This window comes from Streptomyces sp. NPDC026417, assembly GCF_055567695.1.
In genome coordinates this window covers 1-23,766 of the sequence record NZ_JBVHPY010000017.1, presented here as the reverse complement: position 1 = coordinate 23,766, position 23,766 = coordinate 1, and the positions used below count along the sequence as shown (strand labels likewise).

The window sequence follows — 23,766 nt, the reverse complement described above, 5'->3', positions numbered from 1 at the left end:
CTACACGCTCCGATTCATGCGCGCGATCAGCTGAGGCGCTCGATGACCATCGCCATGCCCTGGCCGCCGCCGACGCACATCGTCTCCAGGCCGAACTGCTTGTCGTGGAACTGGAGGCTGTTGATGAGCGTGCCGGTGATGCGGGCGCCGGTCATGCCGAAGGGGTGGCCGACGGCGATGGCGCCGCCGTTCACGTTCAGCTTCTCCAGCGGGATGTCGAGGTCGCGGTAGGAGGGGATCACCTGGGCCGCGAAGGCCTCGTTGATCTCGAAGAGGTCGATGTCGTCGACGGTCAGTCCCGCGCGCTTGAGGGCCTGCTTCGACGCCTCCACCGGGCCGAGGCCCATGATCTCGGGGGACAGGCCGGTGACGCCGGTCGACACGATGCGGGCGAGCGGGGTCAGGCCGAGCTCGCGGGCCTTGGTGTCGCTCATGATGACGAGCGCGGCGGCGCCGTCGTTCAGCGGGCAGCAGTTGCCGGCCGTGACCAGGCCGTCGGGGCGGAAGACCGGCTTGAGGCCCTGGACGCCCTCCACGGTGACGCCGGCGCGGGGACCGTCGTCCTTGGCGACGACGGTGCCGTCGGGCGTGGTGACCGGGGTGATCTCCCGCTCCCAGAAGCCGTTCTTGATGGCTTCCTCGGCGAGGTTCTGCGAGCGGACGCCGAACTCGTCCATGTCCTGGCGGGTGACGCCCTTGATGCGGGCCAGGTTCTCGGCGGTCTGGCCCATCGCGATGTACGCGTCCGGGAGCAGGCCGTCCTCGCGCGGGTCGTGCCAGGAGGCGCCCTCGCTCTGCGCGACGGACGCGGTGCGGGCCTCCGCGTCGGCGAAGAGGGGGTTCTTGGTGTCGGGCAGGCTGTCGCTGTTGCCCTTGACGCTGCGGGACACCATCTCGACGCCGGCCGAGATGAAGACGTCGCCCTCGCCGGCCTTGATGGCGTGCAGGGCCATGCGGGAGGTCTGCAGCGACGACGAGCAGTACCGGGTGATGGTGCAGCCCGGGAGGTGGTCCATGCCCATCTGGACGGCGACGATGCGGCCGAGGTTGTGCCCCTGCTCGCCGCCGGGCAGACCGCAGCCCAGCATCAGGTCGTCGATGTCCCTCGAGTCCAGCTCGGGGACCTTGGCCAGGGCGGCCTGGATGATCGTGGCGGTCAGGTCGTCGGGCCGCACGTCCTTGAGGGAGCCTTTGAAGGCGCGGCCGATCGGGGAGCGGGCGGCTGAGACGATCACGGCTTCTGGCATCACGGCTCCATTGACTTGCGGGGTGCGGCGGGATTTGCAGGGCTGGTTGGGAAGTTACCCGTACGTACCCGCGCGGTCACGGGTGTGGGGGTGTGACTCGGGCCGCACTTTCCAAGCGCTTGCTTTTTTCTGGCGGGGGCGCCTTCGGGGGTGGGGGTTCGCTGGGGCCGTCCTTTGCTCGGCCGTCGTCCGCACCGCCACGGGGCTCCGCCCCGGACCCCGCTCCTCAAGCGCCGGAGGGGCTGGGTCCTTGCCGGCGGGGCTGGATTTCTGCCGGAGGGGCTGGATGGTCCGGTGCGGGGCCGGGCGCGGCTCGGGGTCCCCGCCTCCCGCCACGGGGCTCCGCCCCGGACCCCGCTCCTCAAGCGCCGGAGGGGCTGGATTCTCGGGACCGGCTCCTCAGGCGCCGGCGGGGCTGGATTTCTGTCGGGGGCGGGATTCTGTCCGGTGCTTGAGGGCGAGCGTGGTGGCGCGGTTCTCCGGGGAACGGAGACGGTGTCCGGGGGTCAGTTGAACGGCGCCGGGGTCGTGGCCGCGTCCGTGGTGGGCAGGCGCCGGCGACGGCGGCGCTTGAGGAGGGCCCAGGGGCCGCGCGGCCCCGTCGGCATCGCGGCCGTGACCTCCGTACCCGGCTCGGACGCCGCCTCCGCGGCGGCCCGGGCCACCGGCAGGAAGCCCTCGCGGCGCGAGACGTCCGGACGCTCCTCGTCCGCCGGCCAGAGGCCGAGGGCGGCGCAGACCGTGGGAAGCACCGCCATCGCGGCGGTCGCGTACCCCTCCGCGGACGGGTGGTAGTTGTCGGGGCCGAACAGCTCCCGCGGGTTCTCCTCGAACTCGGGGCCCAGCAGGTCGCCCAGCGACACCGTGCGCCCGCCCTGCTCGACCGCGCCGATCGTCTGGGCCGCCGCCAGCTGCCGGGACGCACGGCGGGCCAGCCACCGCAGCGGCTGCTGGACCGGCTCGATGGTGCCCAGGTCGGGACAGGTGCCGACGACGACCTCCGCGCCCGCGGTCCGCAGCCTGCGCACCGCCGAGGACAGATGGCGCACCGAGCGGGTCGGCGGCATCCGGTGCGTCACGTCGTTCGCACCGATCATGATCACGCAGACGTCCGGCACCCGGGCCGGATCCGCGAGGGTGAGCGCCACCTGGCGGTCCAGGTCGTCCGACTGGGCGCCGGGCAGCGCCACGTTGCTGAGCTGGACCGGCCGCTCCGCCACCGCCGCGAGACCGGCGGCCAGCAGGGCTCCGGGGGTCTGCCGGGCGCGGTGCACGCCCTGGCCGGCGGCCGTGGAGTCACCGAGTATGGTCAGCCGCAGCGGCGGATCGTCGAAACCGGCGTACGCGTGTCCGTACAGGCCGTCCGCGCGGGGCGCGTGCGCGCTGCCGTTGCCCACATGGCGCTTCGCCAGCTGCACCTCGGCCAGCAGGACGCCGACCGCGGCCGCGCCCACCAGACCGATCCCGCCACCGCCGTACGCCGCACCCGCCGCGATGCGCCGGGCCACCCTTGCCCTCGACAAACTCGACATGCGTAGCCGCCACCTCCTCGTAGCCGTACACCCACTGCTTGCCCCGTAGAGCAGGTCGGCCAATCTCACCGGCGGGTGCGGCACCTTCCGGGGCGACTGCCGGGCCCCCCTCCCACGTGGGGCCTTAGGCTGACGGGACCATCCCTCAGATACACAGCTCCGGAGACAACGGTGCAATTCCACGACTCGATGATCAGTCTCGTCGGCAACACCCCGCTGGTGAGGCTCAACAACGTGACCGCGGGCATTCAGGCGACGGTCCTGGCCAAGGTTGAGTACTTCAACCCCGGCGGGTCCGTGAAGGACCGCATCGCGCTGCGCATGATCGAGGCCGCGGAGGAGAGCGGCGCCCTCAAGCCCGGCGGCACCATCGTCGAGCCGACCAGCGGAAACACCGGTGTCGGCCTCGCCATCGTGGCGCAGCAGAAGGGCTACAAGTGCATCTTCGTGTGCCCCGACAAGGTGAGCACTGACAAGATCAACGTGCTGCGCGCCTACGGTGCCGAGGTCGTCGTCTGCCCGACGGCCGTCGACCCCGAGCACCCCGACTCCTACTACAACGTCTCCGACCGGCTCGTCCGTGAGACGCCCGGTGCGTGGAAGCCCGACCAGTACTCCAACCCGCACAACCCCCTCTCGCACTATCACTCCACCGGCCCCGAGCTTTGGGAGCAGACGGAGGGGCGGATCACCCACTTCGTGACCGGCGTGGGCACCGGCGGCACCATCTCCGGCACCGGCCGGTACCTGAAGGACGCCAGCGACGGCCGGGTCCAGGTGATCGGTGCCGACCCCGAGGGGTCGGTGTACTCCGGCGGGTCGGGGCGGCCGTACCTCGTCGAGGGCGTCGGGGAGGACTTCTGGCCGAGCGCGTACGACCGGACCGTCGCGGACGAGATCGTCGCCGTGTCCGACAAGGACTCCTTCCAGATGACCCGGCGGCTCGCCAAGGAGGAGGGGCTGCTGGTCGGCGGTTCCTGCGGAATGGCGGTCGTCGCCGCACTGCGGGTCGCCGAGCGGCTCGGCCCGGACGACGTCGTCGTGGTGCTGCTGCCGGACAGCGGGCGCGGCTACCTCAGCAAGATCTTCAACGACGAGTGGATGGCCGATTACGGCTTCCTGGAGGACACCGGTCCGAGCGCCCGTGTCGCCGACGTGCTCAGCGACAAGGCCGGGGGCTCCATCCCCTCGCTCGTCCACATGCACCCGGACGAGACGGTCGGCGAGGCCATCGAGGTGCTGCGCGAGTACGGCGTCTCGCAGATGCCGATCGTGAAGCCCGGCGCCGGACACCCGGACGTCATGGCGGCCGAGGTCGTGGGCTCCGTCGTCGAACGTGAGCTGCTGGACGCCCTGTTCACCAAGCGCGCCTCCCTGGAGGACCCGCTGGAGAAGCACATGTCGGCACCGCTGCCGCAGGTCGGCTCCGGCGAGCCGGTCGGGGACCTGATGTCCGTGCTCGGTGCCGCCGACGCGGCGATCGTGCTGGTCGAGGGCAAGCCGACCGGGGTGGTCAGCCGGCAGGACCTGCTGTCGTTCCTCGCCAAGGGCGGTACCAAGCAGTAGGGGATTGCGCGCGTAGACCGGTGCGCGCGGCGGAGGAAATCTCCCGAAGTGCCCTGCCGAAAGGGGATCTTCCGGTCCTGGCGGCGGGGAACTTCGCGGAAGTGGTACGCGTGCGTCACGTCCGCGCAGCACTCGCTTAACACGGGTCCGGCACAGTGGTGGATGTCGGCAAGGGCGGGAGCGGCTCCCCGCCCGGGCCGGCGCCCGAACGGCGTCAAGGACCTCCGGAGCGGCTCCCGGACCTCCATGGACGCCACGGACGCGCAAGCCCGGCCCTGACCCGGCCCGCGTCCTTCGCGGGGACCGCCGTCGTCCCGCCCCCCGATGACGGGGGTGCGGCGGTCCCCGCGCACAATCCCGTGCGCGGGGAGACCCGGGGGCTCAGTCCTCCCAGTCCGAGGACTGCTTGTCCTTCTCGCGGCGCAGGGGCAGCGTGTGTCGCAGGGCGTGCACGGCGTTGACGCCCACGATGCCCGCCCAGGCGACCATCAGGCCCGGGAGATGCGCGACGCCCCCGCCGATCGCGGAGAGCGGGACCGCCAGCACGAGCGAGACGATCCCGAAGCCGAAACGCTCGCCCCACGAGTCCGGCTCTCGCGACGAGCGGGTGCCCCGGGCCACCACCATCTGCTGTTCCGCGAGGTGCCTGCGCACCCGGCGCTCCACCGTGCCGTCGAGGCGCTGCTCGACCTTCTCCAGGAACGAGTCGACCAGCGCCGGCTCGTACTCCTCGCCGAGCTCCCTGCGTGCCTGCAGGGTGGCGTCGAGTTCCTTCTTCAGGTCGGCGTCGCGGGCATCCATACCGGTCATGGCCTCCACGCTAGGCAGCGAAGGCCTCCGTCGCACTGGGGTTAGCCCCCCCTCTCCGTGCCGGGCCCCGCCGGATCACGAGACGGCCCTTGCCTGGCCTGCATATCGTCATGCAGAGTTCTTGATGTCTGAATAGGGGCACCTGGAGGGGAACGTCATGAGCGTGACCGACAGCCCGGCCGCGCGGCTGCAGGCGCTCTTCGAGGGGCGCCGGCTGACACCGACGCAGCGGCGCATCGCGCACAGCATGGTGCGGCGCGCCGCCGACGTGCCCTTCCTGTCGAGCGTCGAACTCGCCGAACTCGCCGGGGTCAGCCAGCCGTCCGTCACCCGGTTCGCGGTCGCGCTCGGCTTCGACGGCTATCCGGCGCTGCGCAGGCACCTCCGGGAGGTCGCCCCCGTCGAACCGGTCACCGACTCCGCCCCGTACAACGAGTACCAGCAGGCCGTCGAGGCGGAGATCGAGAACCTGAGACACCTGGCAGAGGTGCTCGCGGACCCCCGGCCGGTGGAGCGCGCGGGCCGGCTGCTCGCGGCGTCGAGACCCCTTCCGGTGCTCGGGCTGCGGGCCGCCGCCTCCCAGGCGTACGGCTTCGCCTACTTCGCCGCCAAGGTGCACCCGGACGTACGGCTGCTGCACGAGGGCGGCACCATGCTCCAGGACCGGGTCGACGCCGCCGTGCACGCCGGTGCCACGGCGCTGCTGTGCTTCGCCCTGCCCCGGCACCCGCGCGAGGTCGTGGACTCGCTCGCGTACGCGAGGTCGGCCGGTCTGACGGTCGTCACCGTCGCGGACTCGGCGTTCGCGCCGGTGGCGAAGGTGTCGGACCTGCTGCTGCCCGCCGCCGTCGGTACGGGGCTCGCCTTCGACACCGCCTGCGCCCCGATGCTCCTCGGCCGGGTCCTGCTGGAGGCGATGTGCGACGGCCTGCCGGACGCGCAGGCGCGGCTGGAGGAGTTCGACGCGCGGGCCGCCGCCCGGGGGCTCTTCGTGGAGTGACGCGCGGGCTCTGCGTGGTGTGACCGCCGGCCGCTCGGGGCGTCCGCCGGGAGGCCGCGTTTCTCAGACTCGTTTCACCTTCCCTCGCTAATCTGCACCTCCGAAAAGAGGCCGAGACGGGAGGCGGAACGTGGCACGCGGAGGGCAGGGGCTGGCTCGGGTGGCGGTCGTCGTGAGGGCCGGAGCGGCACCGCTGTGGTGGACGGGAGTGATCGGGGCGGGCGTCGGTCTGCTGCCGTCGGGAGTGACCGGCCGCCGGATCGGGGTGATGGCCGGGGCGGTGCTCTTCGTCGTCGCGGCGGCCGTGGTGGCGTACGCGCGCAGGGGGCGGTACGTGGAGCTGGCCGGGTCCGCCGCCCGGGCCGGCAAGCACGACGTGCTCCAGGACCGTGCCGTGTCCGTCCGCAACTGGCGCCGGGGACACCGATGGTGGCTGCTGACGGCCTTCCTGGCCGCGCTGGGCAGCGCGTTCGCGGTGCCGGCGGCGGGCGGCCTGCTGCTGGCCGGCACCGGCGTGGGCCTGCGGCTGAAGGCCGCCTGGCTGGGCCGCCGCGAGCGGGACGGCGACGCTCTGCTGTGGGTGCGCGTGGACTGGCTGGGCAAGCGGGCCGGTGCCCCGGCGGGCAAGCCGGTCAAGGCGTTCCGCAGCACCGGCATCGCCGCGGGCGACGCGGCCCCGGGCGGGGCGCGCCGCCGCGTCGACGCTCTCGTGTAGTACCCGGGCGGACCCGGCGCCGGGCCGTCGGGGGCGCTGTGCGGCGCCCCCGGTCGGCGTCCGGCCGGGGCTGCGGGTGCCTACACCTCCAGTTCGGCCTCGATCCGCTTGAGCTGATGGCGGGCCATCGCGAGGTTGGCCCGTTTGGAGTCGAGGACGAGGTACAGGAAGAGCCCGTTGCCACCGCGCCCCTGCATCAGCCGGATCAGGTGGTACTGGTCGCTCAGGGTGATCAGGATGTCCTCGATCTCGGCCTTCAGGCCCAGGTGTTCCATGGTGCGGAGCTTGGCGCGGACGACGTCGGTGTTACCGGCCGCGGCGACGTTGAGGTCGAATCCCTTGCTGCCGCCGATGGTGCCCAGCGCCATGCCGCTGGTGTAGTCGACGAGCGCGGCGCCGGTCGCGCCTTCGATGGAGGCGAGCGCCTCTTTCAGAGCAGTCTCTGTGTTCGTCATGATGCTGTGCGTCCCTTCAACTTTCGGTGGTGGTGGGGGCCTTGGCGGTAGGGGTCCTTACGGGCAGGGTCTTGTCGGCGGGTGCCGGGTCGCGGCCGTTCGCCGGAGTGCGGGGCGTCCGGGAGCGCGAGCCGACGGACCGGGCCGGGGGCTTCGCGGGGATCCGGGCCGGGGCGGGCGGTTCACCGCGGGCCGTCGCCGCGTCCACGAGCTCGCCGATCCGGGTCCCGGCGCGGCGGCCCTCCAGATGCAGCCGGCCGACGTTCACCCGGTCCTGGGCTAGCAGCGTCAGCACGGCCGAGGTACCGGCCGCGTACGTCGCCACGTAGCCGTACACCCCACGGACGAGCAGCTCGCGGAAGTCGCCCTGGCTGGTGGCGTCCGTCATCCGCAGGGCGACGCCCAGCGCCGCCGCGGTGAGCGCGGCCACCCCCTCCGGTTCCACGCCCGGGGTGTCGTGGGCGAGCACGAGACCGTCGACACTGGCCGCGAGCGCGCCGGTCACCTGCGGTACTCGCGCCCTCAACCGGTGGAGTTCGTCGAGTACTTCGGCCTCCGCGGCCATCAGCAGTCTCCTTTCGGCACGCTGTCGGAGCGCGCGGATCACAGGGCCTCCAGGGCGTCTCTGAGCCGGCGCAGCAGGGCGACGTCCGGATCGTCGGACGTCTGTTCGAGCACGGCGGCCACGGCGGGCGAGGGCACCCGCTCCAGGGGGTGCGCCGTCGCCACGGTTCCGCCGGCCGCCAGCCGGCGCAGGTCGACCAGGGTGTGGAACGCGGGGCGTCCCAGGGCGAGCGATATGTCCGCCGCGGTGCGCACGCCGTTCACCTGGCCGAGGACGGCGCGCTGGCGGTGGGTGAGCGAGGGGTCGGCGTCCCGGCTGCGGACCAGGGGTTCCGTGTCCGTCGCCGGGTCGGGCCAGATGCGGTGCAGCAACGCGCGGCGGCGCAGCGTCTCGCGTTCCAGCGCGGCCACGGGGACCGGGCGCAGGGAGCCGAGCCAGTGCGCGGCCCCGTAGCGGAAGCGGGCCGGGGCGCTGCTCGGGCCGAGCACGAAGTACGCGGCGTCGTACAGCGCCCCGAGGTGGCACAGCTCCAGCGCGCCCTCCGCTATCCGGCCGCTGTCGACCAGGAACCGCCCCACCCGGCGGCGGGCCCCGGCCTCGGAGACCGCCTGCCGCCACACGTCGGCGTGCAGCGTGCCGGGGACGGTGAGCAGCACGTCGAGTCCGGGGGTCGCCGGGCTCTCGGCGTGCACCACCTCTCCGTCGCAGAGGTAGAGCGTGCCCCGCTCGCGCATGAGGACCCCGGTCGCCCGCTCCTCGGCGAGCCGGCTGAGCATGGGCGAGAGGCCGCCGGTCGGCGCGATGTGGCGGTCCCGGCCGGTGGACTCCTCCAGGGGGTCCCGCACGGGGAGCGGGGGTGCGACGGGCGTTCCGACGGTGGTCATCCGAGCACCAGCCGTCCGGCCATCTCGCCGAGCCGGATCCTGGCGAGCGCGAGATTGCCGTCCTCGCGGCCCAGCCACAGGTGCAGGAAGACGCTGCTGTCGAACGTCGTCCGCACGAACCGCAGCACGTGGTAGCTGTCGCGGTTGCTGATGATCAGGTCCTCCACGGGCGGCTCCGCCTCGGACCAGTCCGAGCCGTCCGCCGGGGCGAACGCGTGGTGCTCCGCGGCGAGCCGCGCCAGCTCGGCCGCCTCCGCCGCGGTCGTCTCGTGGTCGCCGCCCGGTGCGTCACCGACGGTGCCCAGCGCCAGACCGCTGGTCCAGTCGACCACCGCGGCGCCACGCGCACCGGGCAGTCGCATGGCTTCCAACAGGCACTCGTCGATTCCGGGCACCGTGTCCCCTCCCGCCTCGGGTTCGGCTGAGTGACGCTGAGGCTACGCAACGTGTGCGTGGGGCGTGAGGGTTCCGGCATTTTCCAGTGGAACATGCGCGGAATGACTAAGGTGGGTCAACTGACCTCGTCCAGAGGGAAGTTGACCATGGTTCGAACGGCGGGAAATCGGGCCCGGCCGCCTCCGCGCCGGGGTCTTCGCCGGTCCCGGGTGGCGCTCCCACCCGGTGCTGTACGGGTCCGCCGGCGCGCGATGGCGTGGACTCCGGCGCGCCGTGAGCGTGTCCCTAGAGCCCCGTGAGCGCCGAGGCGTGCGCCCCGCCCGACTCCGCGACGACCTCGGCGAGGGTCTGCGGCTCCCGTACGGTCGCGAAGCGCACCCCGCCGGCGCCGTCCGGCGCGAAGCCGTGGACGGCCGGGCGGATCAGCGAGTTGTACGCGTAGTGGTGCGCGAACGAGTAGGCGCCGGTGTCCAGCACCGCCGCGTGGTCCCCCGGTTCTAGCCGCGGCAGCGAGCGGCCCTCGGCGAGCAGGTCGCCCGCGAAGCAGGCGGGTCCCGCGACGTCCTGCACCACGTCGGGCCCGGATTTGGGCCGCCCCTTGGCGTCGTAGGCGGCGATCCGCAGCGGCCAGGAGGCGGGCGCGTAGACCGTGCGGGCCGCGATCTGGACCCCGGCGTGGGTGACGGCGATGGGCCGGCCCCCGGCGGTCTTGGTGTACTCGACCCGCGCGAGCACCGTCCCGTGCTTGGCGAGGAGCGAGCGCCCGAACTCGGTGACCAGTCCGTAGTGCCCCGCGAACAGCCCGGGGACGACCTCGGCGAGCAGCCGCGCGTACTGCGCGTAGGTCGGTGTCGTGGTGTCCGAGCCGAAGTTCACCGGCAGGCCCCCGCCGATGTCGAGGGTGTCGATCTGCCGCCGCCCGATCCGCCGGTTGATCTCCTCGGCGAGCGCGTACGTCTCCGCCACGCCCTGGGCCATCAGGGAGAGCGGGACGCCCTGCGACCCGGAGTGCGCGTGCAGCCGGGTCAGCCAGGGGCGGTCCAGATACGCCTGGACGATCCAGGCGCGGGCCCCTTCGTCGCGCAGGGCCACACCGAACTTGGAGGTCGCCGTGGCGGTCGACAGGGCCTCGATGGAACCGCCGCCGACCTGCGGGTTCACCCTGATCCCGACGGGTGAGCCGGTGACCGCGGAGCGCACCAGGCCGTCGATGCGCGCCAGCTCCTGCGGGTTGTCTGCGTTGACGGCGATGCCGAGGGCCAAGGCCTCCCGCAGCTCGGCCGGGGTCTTGGCGGGGGAGTCCAGGACGGTGCGGGCCGGCGGTACGCCGGCGGCGCGGGCGAGCGCGAGCTCTCCGGGGCTTGCCACCTCCGCCCCGATGCCCGCCTCGTGCAGCAGCCGCAGCACCGGGACGAGCGGGGTCGCCTTCACCGCGAAGGCGTGCAGCACCGGGGTGCCGGGTGCGGCCACGGCCTCGAAGGCGGCCCGCAGCGCACGCGCCGAGGCACGGATGCCGGTGACGTCGAGGAGTCCCACGAGCGGGGCGGAGGGCCCGAGGAGCCCCTGTTCCACGGCGGCACGGACGGCTTCGTCCCGCCGGGCGACCCGGTCCTCGTCCCGCTCGCCCGTCCCGGTGGGGGGCGGTGCCGCCCCGCCCGCCCCGCCGCCCGTCGGATCCCCCGTCGTCTCCCTGTGCGCGCGCATGCGTCCAGCCAAACACCCGCGGCGCGCACGCGCTGACGTACGAATGTATTGACTAGCTCTATTCAGAAGTCCAGGATGTGAATAACGAGTGCAACAATCCGCATGCCGCAGTCTGCGTGCAGCAGTCCACCAGGAGGCAGACCATGTCAGGACCCCGCCCCGTCCGAGCACCGCGCGGCACGGAACTGAGCGCCCTGGGATGGCAGCAGGAAGCCGCCCTGCGCATGCTGCAGAACAACCTCGACCCCGAGGTCGCCGAGCACCCCGACAAGCTCGTCGTCTACGGCGGCACCGGCAAGGCCGCCCGTGACTGGCGCTCCTTCGACGCCATGGTGCGCACGCTGCGGACCCTGAAGCAGGACGAGACGATGCTCGTCCAGTCCGGCCGGCCGGTCGGCGTCATGCAGACCCACGAGTGGGCCCCGCGCGTCCTCATCGCCAACTCCAACCTGGTCGGCGACTGGGCGAACTGGGAGGAGTTCCGGCGGCTGGAGCAGCTGGGACTGACCATGTACGGCCAGATGACGGCCGGCTCGTGGATCTACATCGGCACCCAGGGCATCCTGCAGGGCACCTACGAGACCTTCGCCGCCGTCGCCGCGAAGAAGTTCGGCGGCACCCTCGCGGGCACGATCACCCTCACCGCCGGCCTCGGCGGCATGGGCGGCGCCCAGCCGCTCGCCGTCACCATGAACGACGGCGTCGCGATCTGCATCGACGTCGACCCGCGCGCCATCGACCGCCGCATCGAGCACCGCTACCTGGACGTGCGGGCCGACAGCCCGGCCCACGCCCTCCAGCTGGCCACCGAGGCCCGCGACGCCCGCCGCCCGCTCTCCATCGGCCTGCTGGGCAACGCCGCCGAACTGCTCCCGCAGATGCTGGCCGAGGGCGCGCCGATCGACATCGTGACCGACCAGACCTCGGCCCACGACCCGCTGTCCTACCTGCCGGTCGGCGTCGACTTCGACGACATGGCGGCGTACGCGGCGAAGGACCCGGCGGGCTTCACCACCCGCGCCCGCGAGTCCATGGCCCGGCACGTCGAGGCCATGGTCGGCTTCATGGACGCCGGCGCCGAGGTCTTCGACTACGGCAACTCCATCCGCGGCGAGGCACAGCTCGCGGGCTACGACCGCGCCTTCGCCTTCCCCGGCTTCGTCCCCGCCTACATCCGCCCCCTGTTCTGCGAGGGCAAGGGCCCCTTCCGCTGGGCGGCGCTGTCCGGCGAGGCCTCCGACATCGCCAAGACCGACCGGGCGATGCTCGACCTCTTCCCGGAGAACGAGTCGCTGCACCGCTGGATCAAGATGGCCGGCGAGCGCGTCCACTTCCAGGGCCTGCCCGCCCGCATCTGCTGGCTCGGCTACGGCGAGCGCGACAAGGCCGGCGAGCGCTTCAACGACATGGTCGCCTCCGGTGAGCTGGCCGCCCCGCTCGCCATCGGCCGCGACCACCTCGACTGCGGCTCCGTCGCCTCCCCCTACCGCGAGACCGAGGCCATGCTCGACGGCTCCGACGCGATCGCCGACTGGCCGCTGCTGAACGCCATGGTCAACGTGGCCTCCGGCGCCTCCTGGGTCTCCATCCACCACGGCGGCGGTGTCGGCATGGGCCGTTCCATCCACGCCGGACAGGTCTCCGTCGCCGACGGCACGAAGCTGGCCGGCGAGAAGATCCGGCGCGTCCTCACCAACGACCCCGGCATGGGCGTCATCCGGCACGTCGACGCCGGCTACGACATCGCCGAGTCCGTGGCCGACGAGCGTGACGTGCGGATCCCGATGCGTGAGGGTGACCAGGCGTGACCTTCCACAGCATGTGGGCGGAGCTGCTGCCGATCGGCCGCAGCTCCGCCTCCGGCGGCTACCGCCGGTTCGCCTGGACCGGTGCCGACGCCGACTGCCGCGCCTGGTTCCGCGGCCAGGCCGAGGCGCGGGGACTGACCTACGAGCTGGACCGCAACGGCAACCAGTGGGCCTGGCTCGGTGACCCCGCCGCCGGGGACGCCGTCGTGACCGGCTCGCACCTGGACTCCGTGCCCGACGGCGGTGCCTTCGACGGGCCCCTCGGCGTCGTGTCGTCCTTCGCCGCTCTGGACGAACTCCGCAGGAGGGGAACGGAGTTCGCCAAGCCGCTCGCCGTCGTCAACTTCGGCGACGAGGAGGGCGCCCGCTTCGGGCTGGCCTGCGTCGGGTCCCGCCTCACCGCGGGCGAGCTCACCGTCGAGCAGGCCCACCGGCTCACCGACGCGGAGGGCGTCACCCTTCCGCAGGCCATGGAACGGGCCGGGTACGACCCGGACGCCATCGGCCCGGACCCGGAGCGGCTCGCCCGTATCGGGGCCTTCGTCGAGCTGCACGTCGAGCAGGGGCGCGCGCTCGACCTCAGCGGCGACCGGGTGGGCATCGCCAGCGCGATCTGGCCGCACGGCCGCTGGCGCTTCGACTTCCGGGGCGAGGCCAACCACGCGGGCACCACCCGCCTGGTGGACCGCCGGGACCCGATGCTGTCGTACGCGCAGACCGTGCTCGCGGCCCGCCGCGAGGCCGAACTCGCGGGCGCCGTCGCCACGTTCGGCAAGATCGCCGTCGAGCCGAACGGGGTGAACGCCATCCCGTCCCTGGTCCGCGGCTGGCTCGACTCCCGTGCCGCCGACCAGGCGACCCTCGACACCGTCGTCACCGGCATCGAGAAGGCCGCCCGCGAGTACGCGGAGGCGCACGGCATCGACCTCGACGTCGTCCGCGAGTCCTTCACCCCCGTCGTCGAGTTCGAACACGCCCTGCGGGACGAGCTCGCCCGCATCCTGGGCAGGGACCGGGACGCGGGCCTCGCGGTCCCCGTCCTGGGGACCGGCGCGGGACACGACGCGGGAATCCTCTCCGGGACGATCCCGACCGCCATGCTGTTCGTGCGCAACCCCACCGGTGTCTCGCACTCCCCGGCCGAGTTCGCCGCCGAGGACGACTGCGAGGCCGGGGTGAGCGCGCTCGCCGACGTACTCGAAGGGCTGGCCCGCAGGTGACGCAGACGTACTGGCTGGAACACGCCTGGCTCGACACCCACGTCGAGCCGGGCGTGGCCGTCGAGGTCGCGGACGGGCGGATCACCGCCGTGCGCACGGACACCGCCGCGCCGCCGCCCGGTGCCGAGATCCTGCGCGGCCTCACGCTGCCGGGCCTCGCGAACGCCCACTCGCACGCCTTCCACCGCGCCCTGCGCGGCACCGTCCAGGTCGGCTCCGGCACCTTCTGGACCTGGCGCGAGGTCATGTACGCCGTCGCCGACCGGCTGACCCCGGAGACCTACCACGCGCTCGCCCGCGCCGTGTACGCCGAGATGGCGCTCGCCGGGATCACGGCCGTCGGCGAGTTCCACTACGTGCACCACGCTCCCGGCGGCACCCCCTACGCCGACCCCAACGCGCTGGGCGAGGCGCTCGTCGCCGCCGCCGCCGAGGCCGGCATCCGCATCACCCTCCTCGACACCGCGTACCTCTCGGCGGGCTTCGGGCAGCCCCCGAACCGCCACCAGCTGCGCTTCTCCGACGGCACGGCCGAGGCCTGGGCGGAACGCTGTGCGGCGCTCAAGGACCGTGACCACGCCCGGATCGGGGCCGCCGTCCACTCCGTCCGGGCGGTGCCCGCAGGGCAGTTGGCGACGGTGGCCCGCTGGGCCGAGGAGCGGCGGGCCCCGCTCCACGTGCACCTGTCCGAGCAGACGGCGGAGAACGACGCCTGCCGGCAGGCCCACGGCTGCACGCCCACCCGGCTGCTCGCCGACCACGGCGTCCTCGGCCCCCGCACCACCGGCGTCCACAGCACGCACCTCACCGACGAGGACATCGCCCTGCTCGGCGGCTCGGGGACCGGCACCTGCATGTGCCCGACGACCGAACGGGACCTCGCCGACGGCATCGGCCCCGCGGTCGCCCTGCAGCAGGCGGGCTCGCCCCTCTCGCTCGGCTCCGACAGCCACGCCGTGATCGACCTGCTCGAAGAGGCCCGCGCCATGGAGCTGAACGAGCGGCTGCGTACCCGCACCCGCGGCCACTGGACCGCCGCCGCGCTGCTGCGTGCCGCCTCCGCGGACGGCCACGCGGCCCTCGGCTGGGAGGAGGCGGGCACCCTGGAGACCGGCGCGCTCGCCGACTTCACGACCATCGCCCTGGACTCGGTCAGAACCGCGGGGCCGCTGCCGCGGCTCGGCGCCGAGACCGCCGTCTTCGCGGGGACGGCGGCCGACGTGCGCCACACGGTCGTGGCCGGCCGGCACATCGTGCGGGACGGGGCCCACACCCTGGTCCCCGACGTGCCCGCGGCGCTCGCCGAGGCCGTCCGGGCCCTGCGCGCCTGACCTCCGCCGGCACAGCCGGCACCGCAGCAACCGCCGACCCCGCAGACAAGGCCCACGAGGACGACATGAGCAGTACGACCGTCATCACGAACATCGCCAGTCTGGTCACCAACGACCCCTCCCTCGGACGCGGGTCACCGCTCGGCCTGATCCAGGACGCGGCCGTCGTCATCGACGGCGACCGCGTCGCGTGGGTCGGTCAGTCGAGAGAAGCGCCCGCCACCGACAACCGGGTCGACGCCGGCGGCCGGGCGGTGATCCCGGGTTTCGTGGACTCCCACTCGCACCTCGTCTTCGCGGGCGACCGCACCGAGGAGTTCAACGCCCGCATGTCCGGCCGCGCCTACAGCGCCGGCGGCATCCGCACGACCGTGGCGGCGACCCGGGCGGCGAGCGACGAGGACCTGGAGCGCAACCTCACCCGTCATCTGCGCGAGGCGCTGCGCCAGGGCACCACCACCTTCGAGACCAAGTCCGGCTACGGCCTCACCGTCGAGGACGAGGCGCGGGCCCTGCGGCTCGCCGCCCGCCACACCGACGAGGTGACCTACCTGGGCGCGCACATCGTGTCCCCCGACTACGCGGACGACCCCGCCGGGTACGTCGCCCTCGTCACCGGCGAGATGCTCGACGCCTGTGCCCCGCACGCCCGCTGGATCGACGTGTTCTGCGAGAAGGGCGCCTTCGACGGCGACCAGGCCCGCGCGATCCTCACCGCGGGCCGGGCGAGGGGCCTGCACCCCCGCATCCACGCCAACCAGCTGACGTACGGCCCCGGCGTGCAGCTGGCCGTGGAGCTGGACGCCGCGTCCGCGGACCACTGCACCCACCTCACGGACGGCGACGTCGACGCCCTGGCCAACAGCGCGACGGTGGCCACCCTGCTGCCCGGCGCCGAGTTCTCCACCCGCGCGCAGTGGCCGGACGCCCGCCGCCTGCTGGACGCGGGCGCGACGGTCGCCCTCTCCACGGACTGCAACCCCGGTTCGTCCTTCACGTCCTCGGTCCCCTTCTGCATCGCCCTCGCCGTGCGGGACATGGGCATGACGCCGGACGAGGCCCTCTGGTCGGCCACCGCGGGCGGCGCCGCGGCCCTGCGCCGCGAGGACGTCGGACGCCTCACTCCGGGTGCGTACGCCGACCTGGCCCTGCTCGACGCACCGAGCCACGTGCACCTGGCCTACCGGCCGGGGGTTCCGCTGGTGTCCGAGGTGTGGCGGCGCGGCGTCCGCGATGCCTGACGGGCGGCTCCCGCGGTGTGATTCCCGTCACGGCGGGAGCGCCAGGCAAGCGCACGCACGACCGCGCCCGGCCCCTGTCGAGAGGGAGCCGGGCGCGGTCGACGACTTGGGGCGGTCACTCCTCGACCGTCAGTCCCTTCCGCAGCCGGACCAGGGTCCGCGACAGCAGCCGGGAGACGTGCATCTGGGAGATTCCGAGCTCCTCGCCGATCTCCGACTGGGTCAGGCCGGCGACGAAGCGCAGGGACAGGATCTTGCGGTCCCGGGAGGGGAGTTCGGCGATCAGCGGCTTCAGGGACTCGACGTACTCGATGCCCTCGAGCCCGTGGTCCTCATAGCCGATGCGGTCCGCGAGCGCGCCCTCGGAGTCGTCCTCCTCGGGCTGGGCGTCCAGCGAACTGGCCGTGTACGCGTTCGAGGCGGCCATGCCCTCGACGACCTCGTCCTTGGTGATGCCGAGGCGCTCGGCGAGCTCGCCCACGGTCGGGGCGCGGTCGAGCTGCTGGGCGAGTTCGTCGCCCGCCTTGGCCAGGTCGAGACGGAGTTCCTGCAGCCTGCGCGGGACGCGCACCGACCAGCTCGTGTCGCGGAAGAACCGCTTGATCTCGCCGACGATGGTTGGCATCGCGAAAGTCGGGAACTCGACGCCGCGACTCAGTTCGAAGCGGTCGATCGCCTTGATCAGGCCGATGGTGCCGACCTGGATGATGTCCTCCATCGGCTCACTGCGGGAGCGGAAACGGGAGGCGGCGAACTTGACCAGCGCCAGGTTGAGTTCGACCAGGGTGTTGCGGACGTACGAGTACTCGTACGTGCCTTCGTCGAGCGACTCCAGCCGCTCGAACAGGGTCTTGGACAGGGCCCGTGCATCAACCGGCCCCACCTCTTCGTACGGAGGGATCTCCGGGAGACCGGCGAGTCCGTCGCTCTCCTGCGCGGAGCCGACGAGAGACCCGCCCTTCGGGCTGTCCGGAGGGAGTGTCGACGTCGCCCTCTGGGGATGCGATTCGTCGAGCCGGGGTGACATGATGTCCTCCATCGTTCTCGGCATATGGCCGCCGATGCCTGTACGTGCACTGCGGTGTGCGGCGCCTCCAAAGCCGGCCGTGTCGATTAGGTGTCCCTACTAGCCCTACCCGGTTTCGCGACACCACCGCAAGTGCGTTTCGCGGCGAAATGTCCACTTTGACGTGGTTGTTCGGGTGCCAAGGTGCGTAGGGAGGGCGTAGTGTTCGTGTGCATCGGGCAACAGCAACGACGGTCGGGAGAGAGACGGCATGGACCGCGGGACGGTCGGCAGCGCACAGTCGGGCCGGCTTCTTGTCGAAGTGCGAGAAGAGGGCACGAGCGCCGTCGTGACCCCGGCGGGTGAGTTGGATCACCACACCGCCGATCTGTTGCGTGAGCCACTCGAGGAATGCCTCGCCAAGGGCTTCTCGCGACTGGTCGTGGACTGCTCACGTCTTGAGTTCTGTGATTCCACCGGGCTCAACGTGCTGCTCGGTGCGCGGCTGAAGGCCGAGGCCGCCGGGGGCGGGGTCCATCTGGCGGGAATGCTGCCGGTGGTGGCGAGGGTGTTCGAGATCACCGGGGCGGAGGCCGTCTTCACCGTCCACGAGACGCTCGACGCGGCCCTGGCCGACTAGGCCGACCGCCGCGTCGGCCGATGTGATGCCCCCAGCAGCCCCGGGTGACCGGCGCGTTGTCCGCGTCACAGGTTCCATGTCGAATAAGTGGGTGTTCGGACGGTTCCGTCGGGCAGGAGACATCCTGAACGAGTCGGCACCCGCACAGGTCGGCAGCTCAATCGGCGACTGCGCCGCAGATCCAAACGTACTGAGTCTTTGAATCATGAACTGGTGAATCGGTGAGGTGAAGCGCTGATGAGCACCACCCGGCCTTACTCGCCGGGCGACCGCGGCCCGGAGTCGGGCACAGGCGGCGCTTCCGGGGCGTCCGACACGGGCGCGACCGTGCCCTCCGCCGGCCCCCGGGCGCGCAGGCTCGACTTCGAGGGCGAGAGCGGTGTCGTGCCCCTCGCCCGGGACTTCGCGCGCCAGGCGCTCTACGCCTGGGGCTGGCTGCCGGCCGACGGTGCCGACCAGCGGGCTGCCGCCGAGGACGTCCTGCTGGTGGTCTCCGAGCTGGTGACCAATGCCTGCCTGCACGCCGAGGGGCCGGACCAGCTCCTGATCGCCTGCGACAACAAGGTGCTCCGGATCGAGGTCTCCGACCGCGGTACGGGTCAGCCCGCGCCGCGCACCCCGCACCGCGCCGGGCGCCCCGGCGGACACGGGATGTTCATCGTGCAGCGGCTCTGCCTGGACTGGGGCGTCGTGCGGACCCCCGGTGTCGAGGGCAAGACGGTCTGGGCGGAACTGGGCGCACCGGCGTAACCGGGCGTCCGCACGATCCGCCCGTCGGGCCTCGCCCGACGCGGCTCCGCCCGGGCGACCCCGCCCGGCGCCCGTACCCGGCACTCCGCCACGCCCCGAGCCCCCGATCCACCGCCTTCCCGGCGCCCGCGTCGCCTCGACGCCCCACCCGGCCGTCCTGGGTGAGGGCGTCCTTGTGGTCCTGAGGCGCTCGCCGGCCGGCCCGCGCGGCGGCGTCACCGTCGTCCTCAGGTGCTCGCCGGTCCCCTGCGCGGCGGTGTCTCCGTCGTCCTCACGCGCTCGCCGGCCGGCCCCGCGGGACCGCGCCCGCCGTCCGCCCCGGGTGAACCCGTCGAGCCCCACCTCGGGTTACCCGCGGTTCGAAGTGGTCGCCGGGTGTCGCCCCGCGGGCACCGGATCTCCTCGGATCCGAGCCGCACTTTGTCTTCCCTCCACAAGTCCCCGGGCGTACTTTGAGCGCCCAATCTGATGTGCCGTCAGTAAACTTCGGCGACGAGGGGACTCGAGGTGTCCTACCGGACGTACCAGAAACGGACCGCCGCGCTCGCGTTCACCGCGGCCCTGGCCGGCTCGGCGGTGCTGATGGCCGCCCCCGCCGCCCAGGCCGACGTGGTGGACGTCAACTACCAGTGCAAGACGCCGATCGGCGACAAGAGCGCCGTCTCGCCCATCGACATCAAGAGCGTCAGGAGCGGCAGCGGCTACAAGCTCACCATGTCGTTCCGGAAGGGCGTCTCCTCCAGCCCGGTGGAGCTGGGCAAGGGCGCCATGAATCCCAGTGCCGTCATCAAGCTGGGCGGCGCGGACAGCGGCACGGTGGCCGTCAAGGGCCCCGCCAACCCGGCCGCCATCCCCGCCAACACCCCCATCAAGATCACCGACCTGTCGGGCACATACACCCCGAGGAAGACCGGCAAGGTCACTTTCACGGCGGGCGTGCTCACCATCAAGGCGCTCGGCACCACCACGACGTGCACCCCGGGGAACAGTCCCAAGCCCTCGCTGACCCTCGACGTCACCGCCGCGGGCGGCGCGGCGCCCACCGACCGGACGCCGACCGGGTCCGGTACCGGCTCGGGTTCCGGCGGCGACCTCCCGCAGACCGGCCCCGAGGACTCCGCGATCGCCCTCGGCACGCTCGGCGGCACGGTGCTGCTCACGGGCGCGGCCGGCGCGCTGTGGCTGACCCGAAGGCACCAGACCGTCCGCCGCTGACGCCGTACGCGGTCCCGCCGGTCGACCGACCCCGCACCCGGCGATTCTTCCCGGAGCCCGACAGCCCGGGGACCGCCGCCGCGCCGCCCCTGCCCACGGGAGCCGCCGATGCCGTACGCCCCCTGTGCCGGCCGTGCCGTCTGCCTGGCCGGCCTCCTGCTGACGGCCGCCGCGCCCGCGGCCGCGGCCGGGGACGGCTGGTCCGTCGTGCCGTCCGCCACCACGGCGGGCGGACGCCCGTACGTCTACGCGGAGGCCGAACCCGGCACCGTGCTGCAGGACGCGGTGTCCGTGCGCAACCCGGGCGCCGAGCCCGTCACCGTCCGGCTGCGCGGCGCGGACGCGGACACCACCGCGGACGGCGGCCTCACCGTGCGGGAGCGGGCCCGGGACACGGGCGCGTGGATCAGCTTCGCCGGCGCGGCGGGCGGACGGCGGGTCCCGGTGGCCGCGGTCTCGGTGCGGGTCCCGGCCCACACCCGGGCGGAGGTCCCCTTCACGGTGAGCGTCCCGGCGGGCGCCGCCCCCGGCGACCATCCGGGAGCCGTGCTCGCCGTCGGCGGGGGCCGTTCCTCGGCGGCCCGGATCCAGCTGCGGGTCGGTGGCCCCGCCCTGTCCGCGCTCACCGTCGAGCACGTCACCGTGCGGGGCGGCCGGATCTCGTACGAGCTGGTCAACCGCGGCAACACGGTGCTCACGCCGAGGCTCGCCGTGCACGCCGAAGGGCTCCTGGGCGTCGTCCTCGACCGTCCCGCGCGGACGCTGCCGGTGGAACTGCCGCCCGGCCGCCGGATCACCCTGCACGAGGCGTGGCGGGGCACTCCGGCGCTGGACTCGGTCGACGTGCGGCTCACGGTCACGGCGGCGGGCGGGGCGCGCGACACGGCGGCCGTGTCGGCGCGCTTCGTGCCCTGGGAGGCGATGACGGCGGCGGGGGCCGGGCTCGCCCTCCTCGGGGCCTGGTTCGCCGTCCGCCACCGCAGGCGGCGTGCGGACGTCGGTGAGGCGCCCGAAGAGGCAGGCACGGAAGTCGAGTTGACGGGAGCGGTGAGATGAAGGTGCCTGTTCCGGCGCTGTTGGCCGCTCTCGCGCTCGTCCTGGTGCCCCTGTCCGGGCCGGTCGCGGTCGCGGCGGACCGGCCGGCGGTCGAACTGTCCAAGTCGCAGGCGGGGACGGGCGGTTCCATCACCGTCACCGGCACCGGCTGGGGACCCGAGCGGCTGCTGATGATCCTGATCTGCGGTCAGTCGGTGCCGTCCCGCGGGGTCGTCGGGGGCACCAACTCCTGTGCCAACGCGGACGGCCGGGCCGTCACCACCGACGCCAAGGGGCGGTTCACGAGGAAGCTGCCGGTCGCCGAACCGCCCCGGCCGTGCCCGTGCGTGGTGCACGTCGCGACCGTCACGGGCGGGAAGGCCGCCGCGGACGCCGTCTTCATGGTGGCCGGGCACTCGGTCGAGCCACTGCCGAAGGAGGAGACCGGAGGCCGGCTCTCCGTGCTCACGGACACCCGGCTCGACGGTTCCGGCACGCTGCTGACCTGGTTCGGCTCGCCTCCCTCGCGCAGGTTCGTGTTCACCGTCGGCAACACCGGCACCTCCGCCGTGAAGAACCCCGTCTTCCAAGTCGGCACCGCCCACGGCGTGTTCGCCCCGCAGTGGGAGGAGCAGCAGTGGCGCGGCACGATCGCGCCGGGCCGGAAGGCGCGCATCTCGCTGCCGGTGGAGCTGTCGGCCGGGGCGCACGGCGACTACACGGTCTCCCTGAAGTACGGCGGCAAGGTGCTGGCCGAGCAGCCCTGGGGCGTGGGACGTCCCTGGGGCGTGACCCTGTTCTGGGTCCTGGTGTGCGTCGTCGTGCCGGCCGCGGTGTTCCGGGCCGGCATGGCCGTCGTGGACCGGGTACGGCCGCGCCGGACGTCCGGGCGGGGCGGCCGGCACCGCGGACTGCGGCTGCCCGGACCGCTCCTGCGCCTCCCGAGGCCGGCACCGCCCGGCGGACCCGCCCCGAAGGCGCCGCACAAGAACCCGACGACCCCGGCCCTGCCGTGGTTCACACCGGACGGCGATCCGGGGACCCCGGCGGCCGGTCGGCTCTCCGCACCGCACGAGAACGGTCCGACGACTGAGGCGAGGAAAGGACACACGTGAGAAGGCAACGGAGAGCCGGCGCGGCCGGGGTCGCGCTGATGCTCGGCGGCGCGGGCATCCTGCTGGGCGTGGCCGTGGCCCCGGCCCAGGCCGCCGAGGTGGCGTATGCGACCGAGTGCATCCCGCCCCCGATCTCGGGGCTGCCCCCGGTCCAGGGCACGACGAAGGCGGAGATCACGGCGCCGGCCGAGGCGAAGGTCGGCGACGAGGTGACGATCACCTGGAAGTTCGTCCAGGCCGCGTCGAAGAACCCGGACGTCCTCGACCTGGACAAGGACACGGTCAAGCCGACGGGCACGCTGAAGGCGGCGGGGGCGCAGACGGCCGCCGTCGCCATGGAAGGGCCGCGTACCAATCCCCCGATCCCCAAGAACAGCGACATGAAGCTCTCGGACATGACGGGGAAGCTGAAGCTGACGGCCGCGGGCGAGGTGACGCTGACGCCGGACGCGTACGCCATCAACGTCAGCAAGCCGCTGTCCACCGACACGAAGTGCACCCCGAAGGAGGCGGTGAAGTCCGCGGCCACCATCAAGGTGACCGACGGCGGGGGGAGTCCGGGCGGTACGACGGGCGGGCAGCCCACCGTGACCCCGCCGACCGGTACGCCGTCGGCCAGCGCGACCGGCCCCGGGGGCACCGGCGGGAGCGACACGGGCGGCACCACGGGAGGCGGCGGCGGGACCGACTTCCCCGGGAAGGAGGTGTCCGTCCCCTACGCCTGCAAGACACCCATCGGTGACAAGGACGCCACGTCGCCCGTGCAGATCGACGCCAAGAAGAACGGCGGGAGCTTCGACCTCACGGTCCGGTTCAAGAAATCGGTGATGGACAGTCCCGCCGACATCCCGGCGGACTCCGTGAAGCCGTCGATGGAGGTCGTCCTGGGCGGCGCGGACAAGGGCACGGTCCATGTCGAGGGCCCGGCCAACTCCGCCCCGATCAAGTCGGGCGACCCGATCGAGGTCCCGGATCTGACCGGCACCTACAAGCCCGGCGCCAGCGGAAAGTCGACACTTTCGCCCGGCGTGCTGACCGTGCAGGCCCTCGGCACGACGACCACCTGCACCCCGACGAAGACGGCCGTCTCCCTGACCCTCGACACCACCGAGCAGGCGAGCGGCGCCTCGGGCGGCGGCTCGACGGGGTCCGGCGGTGCCGCGGCCGGCGGCACGGCGGCCGGGGGATCCGCGGCCGGCGGCGGCCTCGCGGAGACGGGCGCCGGAAGCCATGGCGCCCTGAAGGCGCTCGGACTGGTCGCGGGGACGGTGATCCTGCTCGGCGGGGCCGTCTTCACCTTCATGCCGCAGCGCCGCACACGCTGACGCGGAGCGCCGCACACGACGGAGAGGGGCGGGGGGGGGGGGGGGGGGGGGGGGGGGGGGGGGGGTTGTGGGGGGGGGGGGGGGGGGGGGGGGCGGCGTGGGGGGCTCCCCCCACCGAGGTGTCATCGTTGACTTATGTCATCGTTGACACTGCTTGCCGAGGATGATGGACTCCGCCTCGCGGCAACGTCAATGCCTTGGACCGG

The 23,766-nt window shown here is 73.1% G+C and carries 22 protein-coding genes; 13 read left to right on the top strand and 9 right to left on the bottom strand.

Annotated elements, in window-relative coordinates:
* Positions 1–26 precede the first annotated feature (26 nt).
* The gene (locus tag ACZ4NT_RS25205; protein ID WP_467727735.1) at positions 27–1,247 is read right to left on the bottom strand and encodes an acetyl-CoA C-acetyltransferase; all 1,221 of its coding nucleotides are present in this window, start codon (positions 1,245–1,247) and stop codon (positions 27–29) included.
* A gap of 506 nt (positions 1,248–1,753) precedes the next feature.
* On the bottom strand, positions 1,754–2,779 hold the full coding sequence (locus ACZ4NT_RS25200; RefSeq protein ID WP_183116825.1) for an SGNH/GDSL hydrolase family protein: 1,026 nt from the start codon (positions 2,777–2,779) through the stop codon (positions 1,754–1,756).
* 171 nt (positions 2,780–2,950) lie between these two features.
* Between ACZ4NT_RS25200 and ACZ4NT_RS25195 the strand changes: the two genes are divergently transcribed.
* Positions 2,951–4,345 (top strand): cystathionine beta-synthase, encoded by a 1,395-nt coding sequence (locus tag ACZ4NT_RS25195; protein ID WP_121402509.1) that lies wholly within the window; start codon positions 2,951–2,953, stop codon positions 4,343–4,345.
* A gap of 381 nt (positions 4,346–4,726) precedes the next feature.
* Here the strand turns inward: ACZ4NT_RS25195 and ACZ4NT_RS25190 are convergent, their stop codons facing one another.
* On the bottom strand, positions 4,727–5,146 hold the full coding sequence (locus tag ACZ4NT_RS25190; protein ID WP_183116931.1) for a hypothetical protein: 420 nt from the start codon (positions 5,144–5,146) through the stop codon (positions 4,727–4,729).
* Between the two features lie 166 nt (positions 5,147–5,312).
* Between ACZ4NT_RS25190 and ACZ4NT_RS25185 the strand changes: the two genes are divergently transcribed.
* Positions 5,313–6,155 carry a MurR/RpiR family transcriptional regulator gene (locus tag ACZ4NT_RS25185; protein ID WP_121402510.1) on the top strand — a complete coding sequence of 281 codons (843 nt, stop codon included), beginning with the start codon at positions 5,313–5,315 and terminating at the stop codon, positions 6,153–6,155.
* A gap of 130 nt (positions 6,156–6,285) precedes the next feature.
* Positions 6,286–6,870, top strand: a complete 585-nt coding sequence (locus ACZ4NT_RS25180) for a hypothetical protein (RefSeq protein WP_121402511.1) — start codon at positions 6,286–6,288, stop codon at positions 6,868–6,870.
* A gap of 80 nt (positions 6,871–6,950) precedes the next feature.
* On the opposite strand, the gene ACZ4NT_RS25175 is transcribed toward ACZ4NT_RS25180, so the two are convergent.
* The 5 genes from ACZ4NT_RS25175 to ACZ4NT_RS25155 all read right to left on the bottom strand — a co-directional run bounded on the left by ACZ4NT_RS25175 (position 6,951) and on the right by ACZ4NT_RS25155 (position 10,874).
* Positions 6,951–7,325, bottom strand: coding sequence for a hypothetical protein (locus tag ACZ4NT_RS25175; RefSeq protein WP_121402512.1), 375 nt, complete (start codon positions 7,323–7,325; stop codon positions 6,951–6,953).
* Positions 7,326–7,341: 16 nt separating this feature from the next.
* Complete coding sequence (locus ACZ4NT_RS25170; RefSeq protein ID WP_121402513.1) at positions 7,342–7,890, bottom strand: roadblock/LC7 domain-containing protein; 549 nt, start codon at positions 7,888–7,890, stop codon at positions 7,342–7,344.
* A gap of 38 nt (positions 7,891–7,928) precedes the next feature.
* Entirely contained in the window at positions 7,929–8,666 is a 738-nt protein-coding gene (locus tag ACZ4NT_RS25165; protein WP_467727906.1) for a transcriptional regulator, read from the bottom strand.
* A gap of 104 nt (positions 8,667–8,770) precedes the next feature.
* Complete coding sequence (locus ACZ4NT_RS25160) at positions 8,771–9,169, bottom strand: hypothetical protein (protein WP_121402515.1); 399 nt, start codon at positions 9,167–9,169, stop codon at positions 8,771–8,773.
* Positions 9,170–9,455: 286 nt separating this feature from the next.
* Positions 9,456–10,874, bottom strand: coding sequence for a type III PLP-dependent enzyme domain-containing protein (locus ACZ4NT_RS25155; RefSeq protein ID WP_467727731.1), 1,419 nt, complete (start codon positions 10,872–10,874; stop codon positions 9,456–9,458).
* Between the two features lie 143 nt (positions 10,875–11,017).
* Between ACZ4NT_RS25155 and hutU the strand changes: the two genes are divergently transcribed.
* From hutU to hutI, 4 genes are all read left to right on the top strand, one after another.
* Positions 11,018–12,682: a urocanate hydratase gene (gene hutU, locus ACZ4NT_RS25150; RefSeq protein ID WP_121402517.1), complete on the top strand. Its 1,665-nt coding sequence runs from the start codon at positions 11,018–11,020 to the stop codon at positions 12,680–12,682.
* Positions 12,679–13,902, top strand: coding sequence for an allantoate amidohydrolase (locus ACZ4NT_RS25145; RefSeq protein ID WP_467727728.1), 1,224 nt, complete (start codon positions 12,679–12,681; stop codon positions 13,900–13,902). The genes hutU and ACZ4NT_RS25145 overlap by 4 nt, the downstream gene beginning before the upstream one ends.
* Complete coding sequence (locus ACZ4NT_RS25140; protein WP_467727726.1) at positions 13,899–15,233, top strand: formimidoylglutamate deiminase; 1,335 nt, start codon at positions 13,899–13,901, stop codon at positions 15,231–15,233. The genes ACZ4NT_RS25145 and ACZ4NT_RS25140 overlap by 4 nt, the downstream gene beginning before the upstream one ends.
* A 65-nt stretch (positions 15,234–15,298) precedes the next feature.
* Positions 15,299–16,474, top strand: a complete 1,176-nt coding sequence (hutI, locus tag ACZ4NT_RS25135) for an imidazolonepropionase (RefSeq protein ID WP_467727725.1) — start codon at positions 15,299–15,301, stop codon at positions 16,472–16,474.
* A 115-nt stretch (positions 16,475–16,589) separates the two neighbouring features.
* On the opposite strand, the gene ACZ4NT_RS25130 is transcribed toward hutI, so the two are convergent.
* Entirely contained in the window at positions 16,590–17,513 is a 924-nt protein-coding gene (locus tag ACZ4NT_RS25130) for an RNA polymerase sigma factor SigF (RefSeq protein ID WP_121402521.1), read from the bottom strand.
* 238 nt (positions 17,514–17,751) lie between these two features.
* On the opposite strand from ACZ4NT_RS25130, the gene ACZ4NT_RS25125 reads away from it, so the two are divergent.
* From ACZ4NT_RS25125 to ACZ4NT_RS25100, 6 genes are all read left to right on the top strand, one after another.
* Positions 17,752–18,120, top strand: a complete 369-nt coding sequence (locus tag ACZ4NT_RS25125; RefSeq protein ID WP_121402522.1) for an STAS domain-containing protein — start codon at positions 17,752–17,754, stop codon at positions 18,118–18,120.
* Positions 18,121–18,357: 237 nt separating this feature from the next.
* A complete protein-coding gene (locus ACZ4NT_RS25120; RefSeq protein ID WP_121402523.1) occupies positions 18,358–18,870 on the top strand; it encodes an ATP-binding protein in 513 nt (170 codons plus the stop codon).
* 507 nt (positions 18,871–19,377) lie between these two features.
* A complete protein-coding gene (locus ACZ4NT_RS25115; RefSeq protein WP_467727721.1) occupies positions 19,378–20,085 on the top strand; it encodes an LPXTG cell wall anchor domain-containing protein in 708 nt (235 codons plus the stop codon).
* Between the two features lie 108 nt (positions 20,086–20,193).
* Positions 20,194–21,141, top strand: coding sequence for a COG1470 family protein (locus ACZ4NT_RS25110; protein ID WP_467727719.1), 948 nt, complete (start codon positions 20,194–20,196; stop codon positions 21,139–21,141).
* Positions 21,138–22,235, top strand: a complete 1,098-nt coding sequence (locus ACZ4NT_RS25105) for a hypothetical protein (RefSeq protein ID WP_467727717.1) — start codon at positions 21,138–21,140, stop codon at positions 22,233–22,235. The genes ACZ4NT_RS25110 and ACZ4NT_RS25105 overlap by 4 nt, the downstream gene beginning before the upstream one ends.
* A 38-nt stretch (positions 22,236–22,273) precedes the next feature.
* Positions 22,274–23,560, top strand: coding sequence for a hypothetical protein (locus ACZ4NT_RS25100; protein ID WP_121402527.1), 1,287 nt, complete (start codon positions 22,274–22,276; stop codon positions 23,558–23,560).
* Positions 23,561–23,766: the final 206 nt, after the last annotated feature.